The 16,615-nt window shown below is 68.4% G+C and carries 15 protein-coding genes; 8 read left to right on the plus strand and 7 right to left on the minus strand.

Going from position 1 to position 16,615, the window contains the following annotated elements; all coding sequences use genetic code 11:
- The first annotated feature begins 36 nt into the window (after positions 1-36).
- A complete protein-coding gene (gene eccD, locus N536_RS0107400) occupies positions 37-1,503 on the plus strand; it encodes a type VII secretion integral membrane protein EccD (protein ID WP_029113029.1) in 1,467 nt (488 codons plus the stop codon).
- A gap of 120 nt (positions 1,504-1,623) precedes the next feature.
- Here the strand turns inward: eccD and eccB are convergent, their stop codons facing one another.
- Entirely contained in the window at positions 1,624-3,129 is a 1,506-nt protein-coding gene (gene eccB / locus N536_RS0107405) for a type VII secretion protein EccB (protein WP_029113030.1), read from the minus strand.
- Positions 3,130-3,275: 146 nt separating this feature from the next.
- Between eccB and eccE the strand changes: the two genes are divergently transcribed.
- From eccE to N536_RS0107420, 3 genes are read left to right on the plus strand one after another with little or no spacing between them, the layout of a single operon-like run.
- Positions 3,276-4,943 carry a type VII secretion protein EccE gene (gene eccE / locus N536_RS0107410; RefSeq protein ID WP_231514447.1) on the plus strand — a complete coding sequence of 556 codons (1,668 nt, stop codon included), beginning with the start codon at positions 3,276-3,278 and terminating at the stop codon, positions 4,941-4,943.
- A 22-nt stretch (positions 4,944-4,965) separates the two neighbouring features.
- Positions 4,966-5,787: a DUF5336 domain-containing protein gene (locus N536_RS37700; RefSeq protein WP_155948484.1), complete on the plus strand. Its 822-nt coding sequence runs from the start codon at positions 4,966-4,968 to the stop codon at positions 5,785-5,787.
- A 52-nt stretch (positions 5,788-5,839) separates the two neighbouring features.
- Positions 5,840-6,268 (plus strand): nuclear transport factor 2 family protein, encoded by a 429-nt coding sequence (locus tag N536_RS0107420; RefSeq protein ID WP_029113032.1) that lies wholly within the window; start codon positions 5,840-5,842, stop codon positions 6,266-6,268.
- Here the strand turns inward: N536_RS0107420 and N536_RS0107425 are convergent.
- Genes N536_RS0107425 through N536_RS0107435 form a run of 3 tightly spaced genes read right to left on the minus strand, consistent with a single transcriptional unit; the run spans position 6,265 to position 11,775 of the window.
- A complete protein-coding gene (locus tag N536_RS0107425) occupies positions 6,265-9,018 on the minus strand; it encodes a family 1 glycosylhydrolase (protein ID WP_231514448.1) in 2,754 nt (917 codons plus the stop codon). The genes N536_RS0107420 and N536_RS0107425 overlap by 4 nt on opposite strands.
- A gap of 39 nt (positions 9,019-9,057) precedes the next feature.
- Positions 9,058-10,740: an FAD-dependent oxidoreductase gene (locus N536_RS0107430; protein WP_029113034.1), complete on the minus strand. Its 1,683-nt coding sequence runs from the start codon at positions 10,738-10,740 to the stop codon at positions 9,058-9,060.
- A gap of 18 nt (positions 10,741-10,758) precedes the next feature.
- Positions 10,759-11,775: a diiron oxygenase gene (locus N536_RS0107435; protein WP_029113035.1), complete on the minus strand. Its 1,017-nt coding sequence runs from the start codon at positions 11,773-11,775 to the stop codon at positions 10,759-10,761.
- Between the two features lie 107 nt (positions 11,776-11,882).
- Between N536_RS0107435 and map the strand changes: the two genes are divergently transcribed.
- The 3 genes from map to sepH all read left to right on the plus strand — a co-directional run bounded on the left by map (position 11,883) and on the right by sepH (position 14,668).
- Complete coding sequence (gene map, locus N536_RS0107440) at positions 11,883-12,647, plus strand: type I methionyl aminopeptidase (RefSeq protein ID WP_029113036.1); 765 nt, start codon at positions 11,883-11,885, stop codon at positions 12,645-12,647.
- Positions 12,648-12,682: 35 nt separating this feature from the next.
- Entirely contained in the window at positions 12,683-13,792 is a 1,110-nt protein-coding gene (gene serC / locus N536_RS0107445; RefSeq protein ID WP_036435739.1) for a phosphoserine transaminase, read from the plus strand.
- Positions 13,793-13,879: 87 nt separating this feature from the next.
- Positions 13,880-14,668 (plus strand): septation protein SepH, encoded by a 789-nt coding sequence (gene sepH, locus N536_RS0107450; RefSeq protein ID WP_029113038.1) that lies wholly within the window; start codon positions 13,880-13,882, stop codon positions 14,666-14,668.
- Positions 14,669-14,680: 12 nt separating this feature from the next.
- Here the strand turns inward: sepH and N536_RS0107455 are convergent, their stop codons facing one another.
- The 3 genes from N536_RS0107455 to N536_RS0107465 are packed head-to-tail and all read right to left on the minus strand — an operon-like array spanning position 14,681 to position 16,237.
- On the minus strand, positions 14,681-14,953 hold the full coding sequence (locus N536_RS0107455) for a DUF2537 domain-containing protein (protein WP_029113039.1): 273 nt from the start codon (positions 14,951-14,953) through the stop codon (positions 14,681-14,683).
- 37 nt (positions 14,954-14,990) lie between these two features.
- On the minus strand, positions 14,991-15,809 hold the full coding sequence (locus N536_RS0107460; protein WP_029113040.1) for an RNA methyltransferase: 819 nt from the start codon (positions 15,807-15,809) through the stop codon (positions 14,991-14,993).
- Positions 15,806-16,237, minus strand: coding sequence for a MarR family winged helix-turn-helix transcriptional regulator (locus N536_RS0107465; protein ID WP_029113041.1), 432 nt, complete (start codon positions 16,235-16,237; stop codon positions 15,806-15,808). The genes N536_RS0107460 and N536_RS0107465 overlap by 4 nt, the downstream gene beginning before the upstream one ends.
- Positions 16,238-16,334: 97 nt before the next feature.
- Here N536_RS0107465 and N536_RS0107470 point away from each other — a divergent pair, with 97 nt between their 5' ends.
- A complete protein-coding gene (locus N536_RS0107470; RefSeq protein ID WP_029113042.1) occupies positions 16,335-16,604 on the plus strand; it encodes a DUF2530 domain-containing protein in 270 nt (89 codons plus the stop codon).
- Positions 16,605-16,615: the final 11 nt, after the last annotated feature.

Below are 16,615 nucleotides of genomic sequence, written 5' to 3' on the forward strand. Positions count from 1 at the left end.
GCCGGGCAATCCCTTTGCGCAGGAGGCTGACTCGGTTTGACTGTACCGCGGTCGGTTCCGGACCTCGATCCCGATGCCGAGTCCGAACACGAGCTGAGCCGTCTGACCCTGGTGGTCGGCGGTCTCAGCATCGACGTCGGTCTGCCCGCGAACGTTGGCATCGAAGAGTTCGTCGACGACGTCATCGACATCGCGAACGAGCAGATCGCTGCGCGGGGCCTCGCCACCGATGAGCAGTTCGACGACACCGTCGGCAAGTGGACCCTGGCCCGATTGGGGGGCGACCCGATCGACCCGCACCGCTCGCTGAGCGAAGCGGGTATCTACGACGGCGACCTGTTGATGATCCAGGAGGCCGCCAGGCCAGTCAGCCCGCTGCTGTTCGACGACGTCGACGACGCCAGCGCAGGCAGGCGCCCCACCCGCGATGCAGCCGAACTGACGTGTTTCGGTGTCGGGTTGGCCGCCACGATCACCCTGGCCGGGCTGCTGCCGCGCTGGGCAGGCGATCCGTTGGTGCCCGCCGCGGTGCTCGCCCTTGGGGTTCTCGGCGTGGCGTTCGCCTGCGTCGTGGCCTACCGGCCCACCACCGCGGCGCGGTCGGCGTGGGTCGCCGCCGTGGCCACGCCCCTGCTGTTCGCCGGTGCTCTCTACGTGGTGCCCGACGGGTTCGGCGCGACGTCACTGCCGATGGCATTCGCGCTCACCGCGCTGAGCTCCCTGCTGGTGCTGCTCATTTCGGGGGCTGGCCGGGCGCTGCACACCGGGGTGATCGCGGTGTGCACGCTCGGCGGCACCGCCGCATTGGCGACTTTGCTGTGGCAACTTCCGCCGCGGACGGTGGGGGCGGTCCTGGCCACGGTGTCGATCATCGTCGTCTACCTGGCGCCGCGCGTGACGATCCTGTTGTCGAAGCTCCCGATCCCGCGGGTGCCCACCGCGGGCGAGCCGCTCGACGACATCGAAACGCAGGGCGGGACCACCGTCGAGGGCGTCAACGCGGTCGGCAAGCAGATCATCCCGACCGAGGAAGGCCTGACCAGACGGGTCCGGCGCGCCAATGAGTACCTCACCGGGATACTCGTCGCGGCTGCCTTGTCCGCCGTCGTCGGCAGTTATCTGGCCGTCGACGTCGACAACGGATTCTTCTGGCAAGGCACGGTTTTCGCGGTCGCTGTGGCGACCGTGTTGTGCCTGCGCGGGCGCGGCCATCACGACCTGGTGCAGTCGGCGACCCTCATCGGCAGTGGGTTGGTGATCGCCGTTGCCGTCATCGTGAAGACCGCGGTCCACGTCGACGATTGGCAGATCCGCTCCGTGGTGGCGCTGGTCCTGCTGATGGCGCTCGTCGTCGCTTGCGGACTGGTCGCCCCGCGGCGGGAGTTCTCTCCGGTCATGCGGCGCCGGGTCGAGATCCTCGAGTACATCGCGGTCGCGTCACTGTTCCCGCTGTGCTTCTGGATCATTCGGCTCTTCGCGTTCTTCCGCGAACTGCGAATCTAACGCTGCGGAACGACACTCGTGCAGAACTCGAGAGGATTGCGCCGACTTCTGCGTCAGCGTCGCGTAACGGCCCGCCGGCACGACGGGTGTGCAGATATCGGCGCAATCCTGCCGAGATCTCTAACGCTGCGGCGGCTGCACGCCGACGCTGTCGGGGTCCGCGGCCACACCGTCGTGCGCGACCAGCGCCGCCTCCTGCGACAGCTCCGGCCCGGCGGGTAGCAACGACAGCACCGGCCACGGCGCCCGCTGCGGAGCGCTCGTCGGCCCGTCGGACGTCTTCACCCCCGTCACGCCGAGCGCGTCGGCGGTCGGGTAATCCTTGACGTGATAACGCAATCCGGTATCGGAGACATAGAACAGCTGGCCCGTCGACTGGCTGTCGGGTTCGACACCGGTGGCTTCGACGTACTCCCCGCTGCCCGGCGTCAGATACACCGAGTCCAACCTGGGGCCGCTGCCGTCGGCGTTCGCGAGCGGCACCGACTGGGATCCGTCGGGCACGGGCAACCGGTGCCCGACGAGCAACCGGACACCCGCCTGCGCCGCGGTGTTGGGGCGCTGCCAGCCCATGCACGCCACCCGGTCCGGATTGGTGGGCACGATCTGCGGCGAAACCGTCGGATAGTGATCGACCGACAGCCGGTGCACGATCGGCGTTCCCGCCACGACAGCGGGGGCGATGTCACGTGCCGACATGCGGAGGGCGTCCGATGCGCCGTACATGATGATGTCGGCGGTGGCCGGCGAGATGGGTTGCAAGCCGTCACGCAGGACGACGTAGAGCTGCTCCCCTCGGGAGTCGGTAGTCTTGACGATCGATCCGGTCGGGTAGTCCGCCCCGACCACCGGGCTGGGCTCCCCCACCCCGTCGATGACCACCGGCGTGATCGGGTTGACAAGCGGCAACGCATTGAGGAACCCCAGCGAGACGGGCCGCAGCGGCGCACCCTGGAGGTGAAGTCCGTTGACCACCACGACATCTGACAGATCGATGGGCGCGCGGACGCCGTCGTAGATGAGATAGGTGGTGCCGCTGACCTCGGCGAGGATCGCTTGCGCCGGGTCGGCGGCCCGGATGTCGCCGGACAGCACGGGGTCGTTGGCGAGCACCGTGGTTTGCAGACTGGTCCCGCCGGTGGTCTGCGTGGCATCGGGTATTTCGAGGGTGTCGCAGACCGTCCACGACGACGTCGCGATGTCGTCTGGACCCTGGATGCTGGTCGGCGCGCCGACGATGCCCACCATCGGGCCACGCGGTAGCGCGTTGAGGAACTTCTCGTCGACTGCCTTGGGGCTGTCGTTCTTGCCGACGATGAGCCGCGCCGAGGCGAGGTTGAGCACGGGGTGCACGCGATCGCCGATGCGGACGAACGGCGCGCCACTGGACTTGCTCAGCACGATTTGCGCGTCGCCGAGGTTGGGTGCGGGTTTGAAGAACGCGAGCACACCGCACGCGCCGGTGATGAGAACCGCGATCACCAGGCCAACCATCAACGCCCGCATCTGCCCGCGCATGGGGTCGTGGATCATCCGCGAGTCACCGCGGATGAGCGCGTGCTCGAGGCGCCGGATCAGAAACCGGTAGCCGTTGACCTGCGCGCGCGTGGTGACTTGCGCCGGCATGGCCGCTCCCATCGACGTCGGGCAGAGGCGGTGCACCGTAGGGTATAGCACGTCAAGTGAATCACGCTGTGCCAGTGTTCTTCCCAGCAAATACTATGTCGACTCCTTCTCGCAGCAGACGTCGCCCGTCACGGGCATTGCGAAGCGTGCCTCGAGAGTCCGGCCAGCTACGTACGACCACGGCCATCGGCCCGCAGCGGTTCCTGCCGTTGACCGATTTGCTGGTGCTCGAAGTCGTGGTGGCAGTAGGCGTGGGCCTGGCGCTCTACCTCGGCGCGCCTGGCTGGCATGGCGGCGTCGCCGGCCTTGCCGCGGCCCTGCTTCTCGTCACACGGGCGCGCGGCACGACGCTGCCGGGGCTGGTCGGCCTGCGGGTGGGCTATCTGTGGGACAGGCGCCGACGGGGCGGTACGCCCGCGCCTGCCGATCCGTTCGACGCAGCGGCGTCCGACGGAGAGCAGATCGGATTCCGCTGGGACGGCACCACACTGCTGTCGCTGATCCAGATCGATGAGAACCCGCAGGCGATGACGGTCATGGAACCGGGCACGACGGTGTCGGGCGACATGGTGCCCGTGGCGGCGCTGATCGAGTGCCTTCGGCAGTTCGACATCACGCTCGACTCCATCGACATCATCAGCCAGGGCGCCCGATCACACGGCCGGACCGACGTCGCCGCCGTGTACGACGCCGTCCTCGGACCGCTGCCTGCCATCGCGCAGCGCACCGTGTGGATCGCGGTGCGTTTCGATCCCTCGCAGTGCGCCGAGGCGGTTCGGCGGCGCGGCGGCGGACGCGAGGGCATCCTGCGCGCCGCCACCACCGCCACCCGGCGGGTCGCCAACCGGCTGACCGAGGCGGGCCTTCGGCCGCGGATTCTCACCGCGAGCGGCATCGCCCATGCCACCAACCAGCTCAGCGACGGTGTCGCCCTCGGTGCCGTCGAGGAGACGTGGGAAACGTGCCGGGAGGGTCACTTCCGGCTGTGCAGCTTCGCAATTGAGCCCGAGATGCTCACCACGGCGGGACTCGGCGTGCTGTGGACCATTCCCAGTTATTCGACGACGGTGTGCCTGTCGCTGCGCGAAGATGGTCGAGACGACCTGATCAAGATCCGCGGCCTCGCCCGTTTCGACAGCGATGTCAATGTTCCGGTTCGTCTGCCCGGCCTCATCCACTTGCGGGGACTTCAGTTCTCGGCGCTGGCGTGCACGTTGCCCATTCCGCGGCCCACTCGCCCCGTCGGGTTCTGGGCCTACCGTGGGCGCGAGTCCGATCGGCACGAGCTGGCCGTGCCCGCATCGGGGTGCGGGCAGGTGGTCGGCGCCGACGACGAGGGCCGGGCGGTCGCGGTGCCGCTGTTCGGCCCGCACGTCGGACGCGTCGAGATCTGCGGCACACTGCATCTGGCTCAGCAGGCGGTGTTGCGCTCGCTGGCGCTCGGGGCGCGGGTGCTGGTGCACACCCGGCGTCCGGCGGTGTGGCGCGACATGGTCGAACAGGTCGGCCGCCAGGATCTGCTGTGGGTGGCGGAGTTCAATCGCGGCGCCATCCAGGCGAGCGCGGACCGCGACTATTCGGTGGAGGTGTTCGACGGCGTGGTCGAGTCAACGGTCCGCGCGGGAGTCACCAGCATCGTGGTTTCGCCGCCGAATACCGCGGTGACGCCGAACGCCGACGTCGCCCTCGAATTGATCTCGCTGGAGAACGCCATCGTCAACGTCAGCACGCGGGCGGGGTCGGCGACCGTCACCATGGTCGCCACCGACGAGGAGATGCGCTACATCAGAGCCTCTGCCCGCAGCACCGACTGATGGGCGCCGGCGGTGCGCTAGCGTGGACCGTCGTGCCCCCTCGGGGGATCTGCGAAGCGCAGGAGTGATCGTGGTCTACACACCGGGAAATCACGTCTACCGCTCGACGCCGACCGAGCGCTCGGCACGGTCGGACGCCGAGAATCGGTTGCCCCGACGCCTATTCATCGCGGTCGCCGTGCTGGGTCTGGCCGCGTACGGGGCCAGCTTCGGTCCGGTCGCCGACGGCGGCGGCACCGGATGGAGCGTCCGCTTCGCCGCGCTGGCCGCGCTGTGCGCCGCGTTCAGCCTGCTGCCCAGACAGCATCCCCAGACCCTCGTGACTGCGGCGTTGGCCGCGATGGGCTTCCTGGACGCCTTGTCGGACGTCGTCCTGACGGCGCAAGCGGAGTGGCCGCTGACGGTGATCGCGGCGCTCAACGCCGTGCAAGCCGCGGCGGCGATCGCGGCGCTGGTGTTCTGGCGGCAAGCGGCCGCGGGAAACCCCGAGATGTCCGGCTACGACGCCTACGTCGACTACTACAACCAGGCCGTCCGGCAGTACTACGGCCAGCAGGCGCAGGCGTCGACGCCGCAGGCAACTGCGGAGCACGGCTACGGGCACGCGTCCCGCGGGGCGCAAGCAGCGGCGACGGGGAGCCACGCGCCGCGCGCATCCCAGTCCGGCGACTACGCCGATTTCCTTGCCCAGCAAGGCCAATACGACCAGTCCGCCGCGGCGCAGAACTCCCCCACTCAGCCCGTGCCGCCACCCGGTCTGCCCGAATTCCGGCCGGGCCAGACCCACGCCGGTCAGCGGGAGGAACGCACCGAGCGGACCGAGCGTCGGTCCTGGCCGCAGTGAGTCCCCCTCGTCGCGTTTCTCACATCCGGTGTTCGGCCGGCGTCTACGAAGTGTGACGACGACATCCAACGACACAGCGGGCGTCCTGCGCTCGATGTATGCCGCCGAGCGTGACTACCTCGCAGCCGGAGGTCCTGGCACTGCCAGCTTCGCGACTCTCGCGCCATACTTCGCGCCCGACGTCGTGCTGCATCAGGCCGTCGGGTTGCCCTACGGCGGAACCTGGCGGGGCCACGACGGAATGGAACGGTTCTTCATCGCGATGAGCCGGACGTGGGCGGAGTTCGAGATGGTCGAACAAGAATTTCTGTCGACGACGGACACCGCCGTGGTTCGGACCCAGGTCCACGCGCGTGCCCGCGCCACCGGGAAGGAACTCGACTTCCCGATCCTGCAGACGATTCGGGTCGTGGACGACCGTATCGTCGACGTCCGCCCGTTCTACTGGGACACGGCGGCAATCAGCGCCGCGTGCGGTTAGACCGTCGCGCCGGGGATGTAGGTCTCCAACAGTCCGGTAGGCAACCCGTTCGCCGTCGTGATCGCGCTGATGGCCGCGATGCTCGCCGGCTTGGGCGTGCGCTCCAGTTCCGGCGTCGTCGGGTCGGACCCGTAGAGGCCGAATCGAAGGTGGTAGCCGTCGGCCCATTCCAGGTTGTCGACGAACGACCAGTAGGTGTAGCCGCGGATGTCCATGTTGTCGTGCCTGATCAGGTCTTGCACGACCGCAATGTGGTTGACGATGTACGACGGCCGCTTGGAATCATCGGCATCGGCGATGCCATTCTCGGTGACCCACAACGGCTTTCCGTACGACGCTGCGACTTCGAGGACCTCGCGGAAGCCGCCGGGGTCGGTGGGCTGGTTGAAGTCGCTACACGTGGGCGACGGCGTGCACCGGCCGGGCAGGCCTTGAAACCACGGGAACCCCGGAATCGGCGCGACGCCGAGACCCTGCATCTCTGCTGACCCGTAGTACTGCACGCCGAGGAAGTCGGCCTTGTCGACGAAGTCCAGGTGGATCTCGTCGGCCGTCTTGACGCCGTCCAGGTTGGCGTCCACCCAGCCGTCGATCACCGCGTTCGGGAACCAGCGGTTGTAGAAGTCGTTCCACGCGTCGGCCGCCTGAACGTCCAGCGGGTTGACCGGGTTGGCGGGGCGTGCCGGAATCATGTTGTTGGCGAATCCGACGAACGCGGCGGGTTGGCCTGGCGTGGCGATCTTGTTGTCCCACAGGTGAATTGCGTCGTAGGCGGCAACGTAGCCCTTGGCCTCGTTGACCAGGAACGTCGAGGCGAGGTCGGGCCGGATGAGGCCGGGTGGCCAGTTCGGGACGAGGGTGGGCACGGCCAAGAACTGGGTGAGGACCGGCGGGACGGGCTCGTTGAGCACCGTCCAGTTGTCCACCTGGTCGCCGTACGTGTGGGCCAGATAGGCGGCGTACTTCTCGAATTCGACGGGGGTGTTCGGCGACAGCCATCCCGCGGCGGGGGCGGGCAACCCGAGCTGAGCCAGCACCCGCGTCGTGGTCGGGTCGTTCACCCACGCGGGCAGGGTGAAGTGGTTCACCGTGACCAGCGGTTCCAGGTGATGATCTCGCAGGGACTGGAACACGGCTCGGTAGTGCGCCACCTCGTCCTGGTCGGCCAGCGCGTTCAGCGCATCCAGATCGGCCTGGCTGACGACACCGCCCTCATCCGTAGTGTCCACCGAAGCGGTCGAATTGGGGAAGATGCGGCTCCACTCGATGCTCATCCGGAACGTGTTCATGCCGAGCTCGGTTTCCGCGAGCGCCGCATCACCGTCATACGAGACGTACGTGCCCGGACCGTTCTCCGGCACGCCGTGGGTCAGTCCGAGGAGCTGGTTGATCGGGTCGTGGACCCACTTGTACCAATCGGAGTTGGGATCCACGGGCGAACCGGGACCACCCTCGGCCTGGAAGCCGGCATGCGCCACGCCCCAGTGGAAGCTGCTCGGGAAGGACAGGTCGACGCCGGCCACCGGGTCGACGTTGACGATGACCGTCTGCGCCACCGCGTCACCGGCGCCCGGGTTGATGAAGTTGCCGAGGATCGGGACGAACTTCAGCAGTCCGAGCGGGCCGTGGACGTGCAGGCCGGCGCTCTCGTCGCTGACCACGACCGTGAACTGGTCGACGCCACCCACCGCGGCCATCGCGTTCGTGGGCCGGTAGGTGAAGTTGCCGTCATCGTCGATCTCGACGGTTCCACCGTTGTGCGGTCTGCCGATGACGGTGTAGGTCAGCGGGTCGCCGTCCGGGTCGACCGCGCCGATGTTGCCCGTGATCAGCCCGTTCAGCTGTTGGTTGACCACCGGGGTGATGGTGGGTGACTCGTTGAACAGCTCGCGACGCACCCACGCCAGGAGCGCCCATGGCGACGGATCGGTGGGCAGTGCGGGCAGGCCCGCGGCGAACGGGCTCAGCACGGCGTTGACGAAGCTCGACACGAGGCCGGTCACATAGGTCACCACGGTGAGCGGGTCGAACGCCGTCGGCCATGGCCGCAACGACGGGACCGTGGGTGTTGAAGTGAGAGCAGACACCGCTGCGGTCGATGACATTGTCTGTGCGGCAAGGGAACTGACGCGTACCACTTCCGGCGCCGACGTGGCGGCGGTCGTCGGATCCGTCTCGACCTTGACCTCGGCGGCGTCGACCTTGGCGGTGAGAGTCGGAGCGTCGTCCGCCTCGACCGTCTTGTTCTTGTTGACGGTGTCGGACTTCGGGACGGGCTTGGCGGGCACCTCGGCGCTTGCGGTCGGCGCCTGGGTCCCCTCGGGCTCTGCGGGCTCTTCGGGCTCTGGCTCTTTGTTCGGTTCCGCTTCTTTGGGCGCTTCGGAGTGGGCGCCGCCCGTACTGACCACGACTCCGGGTGCGGCCGCGGTGGTCGTTCCGCCGGTGGACGTCGATACGGTGCTCGACGGGCTGGCGGCGGTAGTCGGATTGTTCTGCGGCGCAACGCCATCCGTGGTGACGGAGGGTGTGGTGTCCGTTTCCGGCGGGGTCGCATTCGAAGGGACTGATCCCGCGTCGGACTCCGTGGACGTCCCCGACGATGGCGTGTCCGCTATCGCCAGGCCCGCCCCGTTGACGACGGCCACGCCGATCCCCAACGCGACCGCCAACGTGCCGACCCGACCCACGTACGCCGCAGCTCCCATCAGACCTGCATACGCGAGCAGCAGGGCGAGCCGCGTCGATTTCACGAAAGTGGTGCCTGAGGACGAGCCCCAGGGCGCAGCCGTCTAGCGGAACAACCCCGCGAGCAGGCGGCGCCCCAATGCAGGCGTGGGTGCGGTGGCCGCGACGGCGAGCATGTCGTCGACCGCGGTGAACTTGTTGCGCGGCCGGTCGTCGCCCCCGCGCGAGATCTCCGCCTCGTCGATCGCCTTCCACCCCGCGGCGTCGACCACCTCGGGCCGACGGTCGCGGACCAGCCGGTCCAGCGCGGCCGGCTTCTCGGCCGGGTCCGGCAACCGGCCGTCGTTGTAGTCGGCCACCAGCTCGTGCACGGTCTGCGCGGCGCACGACTTGTTGGTGCCGATGAAACCGGTCGGCCCGCGCTTGATCCAGCCCGCGACGTAGGCGCCGCGCACGGGGCTGCCCGACACTGGGTCGACGACGCGGCCGCCGTCGTTGGGCACCACGCAGGCGTCGTCGTCGAACGGCAGATCTTGAATCGGCTTGCCGCGGTAGCCGATCGACGTCAGCAACAGCCCAGCCTCCAGGTGCAGCGTCGCGTCGGTGCCGGTCACCGTAAACGCGACGCCCTCAACGTGACCCGCACCGAGCACGCGCTGCGGAGTCAGGTTGTACGCCAGCCGAATTCGCGGCCGGCCGGTCTGGGCGGACGCGTCGTCGAGTTTGGCGAGGATCTCGAGTTTGTTGCGGGTCAACGGATCCGACTCGACGGCGAGGTCGCGTCGGACGAGTTCGTGATCGTCAGCGCCGAGCACCACGTCGCGGTTCGCGGTCAGGCCGATCAACTCCGGCAGCGTGAACGCCGAATGGGCCGGGCCACGGCGCGCCGCGATCACGACCTCCCGCACGCGCGATCCGCGCAGTGCGGCCAGCGCGTGGTCGGCGATGTCGGTGCGGGCCAGATCATCTGGGTCGCTGGTGAGGACGCGCGCCACGTCGAGGGCGACGTTCCCGTTGCCGATTATGACTACCCGGTCGTGGCTCAGGTCGACGGGAAGGTCGGTGAAGTCGGGATGGCCGTTGATCCATGCCACCAGCTCGGTGGCCGTGCCGCTGCCGGGCAGGCCGATGCCTTCGAGGTCGAGCCTGCGGTCGTTCGGTGCGCCGACGGCATAGAGCACCGCGTGGTGATGCGCCAGCAGTTCGGCGTGGCTGACGTCCCGACCGACGTCGACGTTGAGGTAGAACGTAAAGCCGGGTAGCCGCGTCACCTTGTCGAACAGCCGGGTGACGCGCTTGGTGCTCTGGTGGTCGGGCGCGACGCCCGCGCGCACCAGGCCGTAGGGCGTCGGCAACTTCTCGAAGACATTCACTCTTACGCCCCGCTGCGTCAGCAGCTCGTCGGCCGCGTACATGGCGGCCGGTCCGGATCCCACGATGGCCACGGTCAGGGGACCCGAGCGCGGCCGGATCATCGGCGCGTCGCTCACCGCTGCCAGCTTCGAGATCGGCGGCACCTTCTCGTCGGCCCGCCGCTCCGGATAGAAGGATGCGTTGAGTTCGATGAACGGCAGTTGCTTGGCATCCAGCTTCGAGACGGTCGTGATGGCGCCGACCGGGCAGGCCGACACACAGGCGCCGCAATCCACGCAGGCGGCCGGATCGATGTAGAGCATCTCCGCCGTCGCGAAGCCGGGCTCGTCCGGCGTGGGGTGGATGCAGTTCACCGGGCAGGCGAAGACGCAGGACCCGTCGCTACAGCACGACTGGGTGATCACGTGCGGCATGAAGTCGGCCGATCCCCGTTACGCGGCGGCGACGACGTGTTGACGCTGCGGTTCGCTGCGGAACCGGCTGGGCTTGCCGTCGATCTTGCAGATCCGCCAGATCAGCTTGGCGACCGGATTCATCAAACCCGTGTCGTGGCACAGCATCCGGACGTCGCCGAACATGTCGCGCAGCATCTGCCGTGACTCTGGCGAGCGGAAGAACACTTCCTTGCGCACCGAGCGGGGGATGTCGAATTCCTTCCAGAACGCGCGTGGCGGAACGATGATCGCCGAACACAGGATCCGCATCGTCAGCGGAACGTAGAGCGACAACCAGAACCGCTTGCGTCGCGGCAGGTGCGGAATCCGCTTGCGCAGGTACTCGTGCGCGAACGAGATGTGGCGAGCCTCCTCGGCGACGTGGATGGCCATCACCCGTTCCATGATCGGATGCAGCGACTTGCCCTCGCGCAGCACGTTCTTCTGCGTGTGGTCGATCGGTTCCTCGCCCGCGAGGATGCCGAACCAGAACGGGATCGGCAGCGGACCGGCGACCAGCGGGATCAACGGCTGCACCCACTTCAGCAGCCGCGGCATGCCCGGCACGTCGACGCCGATGCGGTTCACCATCTCCTGGAACATCATGGTGTGGTTGCACTCTTCGACCGCCTCGTGCAGGCAGTACCGATACTCCGGCGAGCCGTTCGGCGTCCAGAAGGAGTACTCCATCAGGCCGCGGATCAGGATCGACTCGAAGTGCAAACCGACCTTGGCGACGTTGGCTTGGCGCCACATGCCGATCTCGATCTGACGATCGACCGGCTGCGACTGATACCACGGATGACGACCCAGCGGATCGGTCGCGGGCAGGATCCACCGCTCGTCTCCGTCGGTCACGGCGAACTCCGGCGAATCCCAGTCGATGTCGGTGTACGGATTGAAGTTGCGCCGCACAGACCCCTCGGACAGTGTGGTCAGCGTGTCCACGTACCCGGCATCGTCCAGCACGTCCATGTTGCGACGCCAACGCCTAATCATCTTCGTGCGAGCCATTCGAACCCTCCCATGAGGTTTACATTGACCGGCTTGATGTACAACGGTACCGCAGGTATCGCATAAATGCCAGGCTGGATTTCTCCGTTTGCCAGAAGGGCTTCCGAATGGTCGAGTTGAAGAGCGAATCCGAGATCGAAGCCATGGCTGCCGCTGGCGCTGTAGTGGCCGAAGCCCTGCGCGCCATCATCGAGCACGCCCAGCCGGGGCGCACCACAGCCGAGCTCGACGAGGTTGCTGCGGCCGTGCTCGCCAAGCACGGCGCCACGTCACCCTTCCTCAACTACCACCCGGACTGGGCGCCGTCGCCCTTCCCCGCGGTGCTCTGCACGAGCGTCAACGACGCCGTCGTCCACGGCGTCCCGACGGGCGAAATCCTGGCCGACGGCGACCTGGTCTCGGTGGACTTCGGCGCCGTCCTGCGCGGCTGGTGTGGTGACGCCGCCCGCAGCTTCATCGTCGGCACGCCGCGCCCCGAGGACGCCGCGCTGATCGCGGCGACCGACGCGGCGCTCGCTGCCGGCATCGCCGCGGTCCGTGTCGGCAACACCCTCGGCGACGTCGGCCATGCCATCGAGAAGGTGGCGAGGGGCGCGGGCTACGGCATGCTCTCCCACCACGGCGGTCACGGCATCGGGCGCACCATGCACGAGGATCCGCACGTGCCCAACGAAGGCGCGCCGGGCAAGGGCATGAAGCTGCGGCCCGGTCTGGTCATCGCGATCGAGCCGATGCTGATCGCCGACGGGACCGACGACTACAAGCACGACAGGGACGGCTGGACGCTGCGGACGGCCACCGGCGCGCGCGCCGCCCACAGCGAGCACACCGTCGCGCTCACCCGCGACGGCGCCCGCATCCTGACCAACTGATCTGCACGATTTCGCGGGTCATTACGCTGGGCGGCATGTCGCTCACGATTCCCGCCGACCTCAAGCCGAAGGACGGCCGCTTCGGCTCCGGCCCGTCGAAGGTGCGACCCGAGCAGCTGCAGGCCCTGGCCGCCGCAGGCCACCTGTTCGGCACGTCGCACCGGCAGGCGCCGATCAAGGACCTCGTCGGCCGCGTGCGTGACGGCGTCCGGCAGCTGTTCTCCCCACCCGACGGCTACGAGGTCATCCTCGGCAACGGCGGCTCGACCGCGTTCTGGGACGCCGCCGCATTCGGGCTGATCGACAAGCGCTCGCTGCACCTGACCTTCGGCGAGTTCAGCGCCAAGTTCGCCTCGGCGGTGGCGGCCAACCCGTTCGTCGGCGATCCGATCATCGTGAAGGCCGATCCCGGTAGCGCGCCGCAGCCGCAATCCGATCCGTCCGTCGACGTGGTCGCCTGGGCGCACAACGAGACGTCGACCGGCGTCGCGGTGCCCGTGCAACGGCCGGACGGCGACGCACTGGTGGTCATCGATGCCACGTCGGCAGCGGGTGGGCTGCCGGTCGACGTCGCCGACACCGACGTCTACTACTTCGCGCCGCAGAAGAACTTCGCCGCCGACGGCGGGCTGTGGTTGGCGCTCATGAGCCCGGCAGCGCTGGCGCGGGTCGACGCGATCGCCGCGTCCGGCCGCTGGGTGCCCGACTTCCTGTCGCTGCCCATCGCGATCGACAACAGCCTGAAGAATCAGACGTACAACACACCGGCCATCGGGACCCTGGTGCTGCTCGCCGAGCAGCTCGACTGGTTGCTCGGCAACGGCGGGCTGGACTGGGCCGTCAAGCGGACCGCCGACTCGTCGCAGCGGCTGTATTCGTGGGCCGAGGCGACGTCGTACACCACGCCGTTCGTCACCGATCCCGCGCTGCGGTCGCAGGTGGTCGGCACCATCGACTTCGCCGACTCCGTCGATGCGGCCGCGGTGGCCAAGGAACTGCGGGCCAACGGCATCGTCGACACCGAGCCGTACCGCAAACTCGGCCGCAACCAACTCCGGGTCGCCATGTTCCCCGCGGTCGACCCGGACGACGTCAGCGCCCTGACCGCGTGCGTCGATTGGGTGGTCGAGCACCTCGAGGGATAGCCCGCGTGTCAGCCGGGTTACGGGTCGATAACGCAGTAGGGTGACGCGTTGAGCCGTGCTACGTCCGGCGGCCGGGAGGAGGTCGTAATGCGGGAACTCAAGGTCGTCGGCTTGGACGTCGACGGCAAACGCATCATCTGCGAAACGGCCGACTCCGGTGACAAGTTCGTTCTGCGTCCCGACGAACGATTGCACGCTGCGTTGCGCGGTGACAGTGCAGGACCCAGCAAAATCCAGATCGAGGACGAGGTTCCAACTGTGCTGCGCCCCAAGGACATTCAAGCCCGTATCCGCGCGGGTGCTTCCGTCGAGCAGGTAGCCTCTGCGGCCGGGGTCGACCTGGCCCGCGTCGAACGCTTTGCCCACCCCGTGCTGTTGGAGCGGTCGCGTGCCGCAGAGCTCGCGACCGCCGCACATCCCGTGCTGGCCGACGGTCCGTCGGTTCTGACGCTCCTTGAGACCGTGACCACCGCGCTGGTGTCGCGCGGCCTCGATCCCGAGGCCACCGGGTGGGATGCCTGGCGCAACGAGGACGGCCGCTGGACCGTACAGCTGACGTGGAAGGCCGGCCGGTCCGAGAACGTCGCGCACTTCCGCTTCACCCCTGGTGCGCACGGCGGCACCGCAACGCCGTTCGACGACTCCGCAGCCGAGCTCATCGACCCGAACTTCGGACGGCCGGCTCTGCGATCCGTCGCGCCGGTGCCCGAGCTCGACTTCGCCGAGCCGCTGCCACCGATCGTCACCCCCGAGCCGGCCCCGGCGCCGGAGCCGCCACCCGCGCCGACCAAGCCGGCACGGGCCCGCAAGCGCAAGCCCGAGGTGCCCGGTTGGGAGGACGTCCTGCTGGGCGTCCGTTCCGCCACTCAGCCGTAACCGCGAAACGCGTTACGCCCCAAGGGCCATCCCGAGCAGCGTCAACCATCCCGCGGCCACGCCGACTCCGCTGCCCAGCACGAACCATCGCCACACCGGCCGCGACCGCCAGCCCCAGACCGTCGGCGCCAATCCACCGACCGCCACCAGGTTGAGTCCGACCGCCAACAACGGATGCACGCGAGTCAGGCCCAGGCTCAACACGATGATCGCCGCCGCCGTCACCGCGGCGACGAAGCCTGCCACCGTCAGTCCCGTCCCCCATGGCGTCGCCTCGTCAGTCACGTGGCCAATCTAGCGCGCAACCCATCTCCCCTTGTCGCTACGCTCCTGCCCGCCGTGCCCGCTCGTAGAACGCCAAGGCCGCGGCCGTCGCGACGTTCAGCGAGTCGGTGTCCCGTGACATCGGAATCCGCACCCGGACATCGCTGGCCCGCATCGCCCGCTCGGTCAGACCGGGCCCCTCGGCGCCGACGAGGACAGCCACCCGCTCATCGGCCAACGTGGGCATCGCCTCGGCCAACGCACTGGCCGCCGGATCGGGCGTCATGGCCAAAAGCCGGAAACCCTTGTCACGCAACAATTCCAGATCGCCGGGCCAACTCGACGACCAGGCGTACGGCACCAACAACGCGTGCCCCATCGACACCCGCACCGCTCGCCGATACAGCGGATCGGCGCATCCGCTGCCGAAGACCACCGCGTCGACGTCGAGTCCGGCGGCGTTGCGGAAGATCGAGCCGAGGTTCTCGTGGTCGTTCACGCCCTCGAGGACGGCGACGGTGCGCGCCGTCTCGAGCACCTCGGGCACCGACAACTCCCCCGGCCGCGGTGCCGCCGCCAGCACGCCACGGTTGAGGTGAAAGCCGACGACGTTCGCCATCAACTCGGGGCTCGCCACGTAGAACGGGGCGTCGGTGTGCACCAGATCGGCCTTGAGCTCCGCGAGGCGACGCTCGGTCCCCAGGAACGCGCGCGCCTTGAACCGTGAAGCCAGCATGCGTTGCACGACGAGGACGCCCTCGGCGATCACCAGGCCCTTGCCCGTGGGCAGATCGGGTCTGCGATCGATGCTGTTGAGGTCGCGGAAGTCATCGAGTCGCGAATCGGCGACATCCTCGACGCGGACGACGACGGTCATTCGTCGACTATGGCCAACATCAGATCAGCCGCGCGCAGCAGCGTGCTTCGGTCGTCGGGCGGCAATTGGGCAAGGCGCTGCTGCAGCCATTCCCGGCTGGCGCGGCGTTCCGCCTCGATGAGCTCGCCGCCCTTCGCCGATACCGACACCAACACCTGTCTGCCGTCGTCGGGGTGCGGACAGCGGTCGACGAAGCCGATTTCGCCCAACGAGGCGATGACCCGCGTCATCGACGGCGGACGCACGCGTTCCCGCACCGCCAGCGCGCCCGGCGTCATGGGGCCCTCCTTGGCGAGTGTGGCCAGCGCGGACAACTGACACAACGACACCGGCGAGTCGGGTCGGCGGAAGCGCAATTGCCGTGCGAGCCGCACCACGGCCAACGACAAGTCGCTGGCCAGACGTGCGTCGGCGTCGGCGTCGTTCACGAGCAAAGAGTACCGATACGCCTACCGGATGCGGCACGGACGAACAACATTCCGGGGCCGTGCCAGGGTGCGGGTCGGTCGAGTACGTTTGTCCGCGATGGCCGAGACCACGCCCGAGCCCGGCCACGACGCGCCGGAGCCACCGCCGCTGCCGCAGGCACTGCTGCGCCCCGTGCCGGTGATCATCGCCATCGCCACGGCCTGGCTGATCGCCTTCATCCTCGCCTTCACGGTCCCCGGCTTGCACGACTGGCGGCCGGTCGCGGTGGCGGGTCTCGGCGTGGGAGTACTTGGCACGTTCATCTTCCTGTGGCAGCGTCGCGCGGTGCGGCGCGGCTCCCGTGGCGCGCAGACCGGACTCAACTGACCGACGGAGGC

The sequence above is a fragment of the Mycobacterium sp. URHB0044 genome (assembly GCF_000620625.1).
Lineage (GTDB): Bacteria > Actinomycetota > Actinomycetes > Mycobacteriales > Mycobacteriaceae > Mycobacterium.

What these genes read in the sequence shown, in the direction of transcription:
- eccB (WP_029113030.1), bottom strand. Translation starts at nt 3,129, where the DNA reads ATGCCGGCGCAAGTCACCACGCGCGCGCAGGTCAACGGCTACCGGTTT.
- N536_RS0107430 (WP_029113034.1), bottom strand. Translation starts at nt 10,740, where the DNA reads ATGCCGCACGTGATCACCCAGTCGTGCTGTAGCGACGGGTCCTGCGTC.
- N536_RS0107435 (WP_029113035.1), bottom strand. Translation starts at nt 11,775, where the DNA reads ATGGCTCGCACGAAGATGATTAGGCGTTGGCGTCGCAACATGGACGTG.
- map (WP_029113036.1), top strand. Translation starts at nt 11,883, where the DNA reads ATGGTCGAGTTGAAGAGCGAATCCGAGATCGAAGCCATGGCTGCCGCT.
- serC (WP_036435739.1), top strand. Translation starts at nt 12,683, where the DNA reads ATGTCGCTCACGATTCCCGCCGACCTCAAGCCGAAGGACGGCCGCTTC.
- sepH (WP_029113038.1), top strand. Translation starts at nt 13,880, where the DNA reads ATGCGGGAACTCAAGGTCGTCGGCTTGGACGTCGACGGCAAACGCATC.
- N536_RS0107460 (WP_029113040.1), bottom strand. Translation starts at nt 15,809, where the DNA reads ATGACCGTCGTCGTCCGCGTCGAGGATGTCGCCGATTCGCGACTCGAT.
- N536_RS0107470 (WP_029113042.1), top strand. Translation starts at nt 16,335, where the DNA reads ATGGCCGAGACCACGCCCGAGCCCGGCCACGACGCGCCGGAGCCACCG.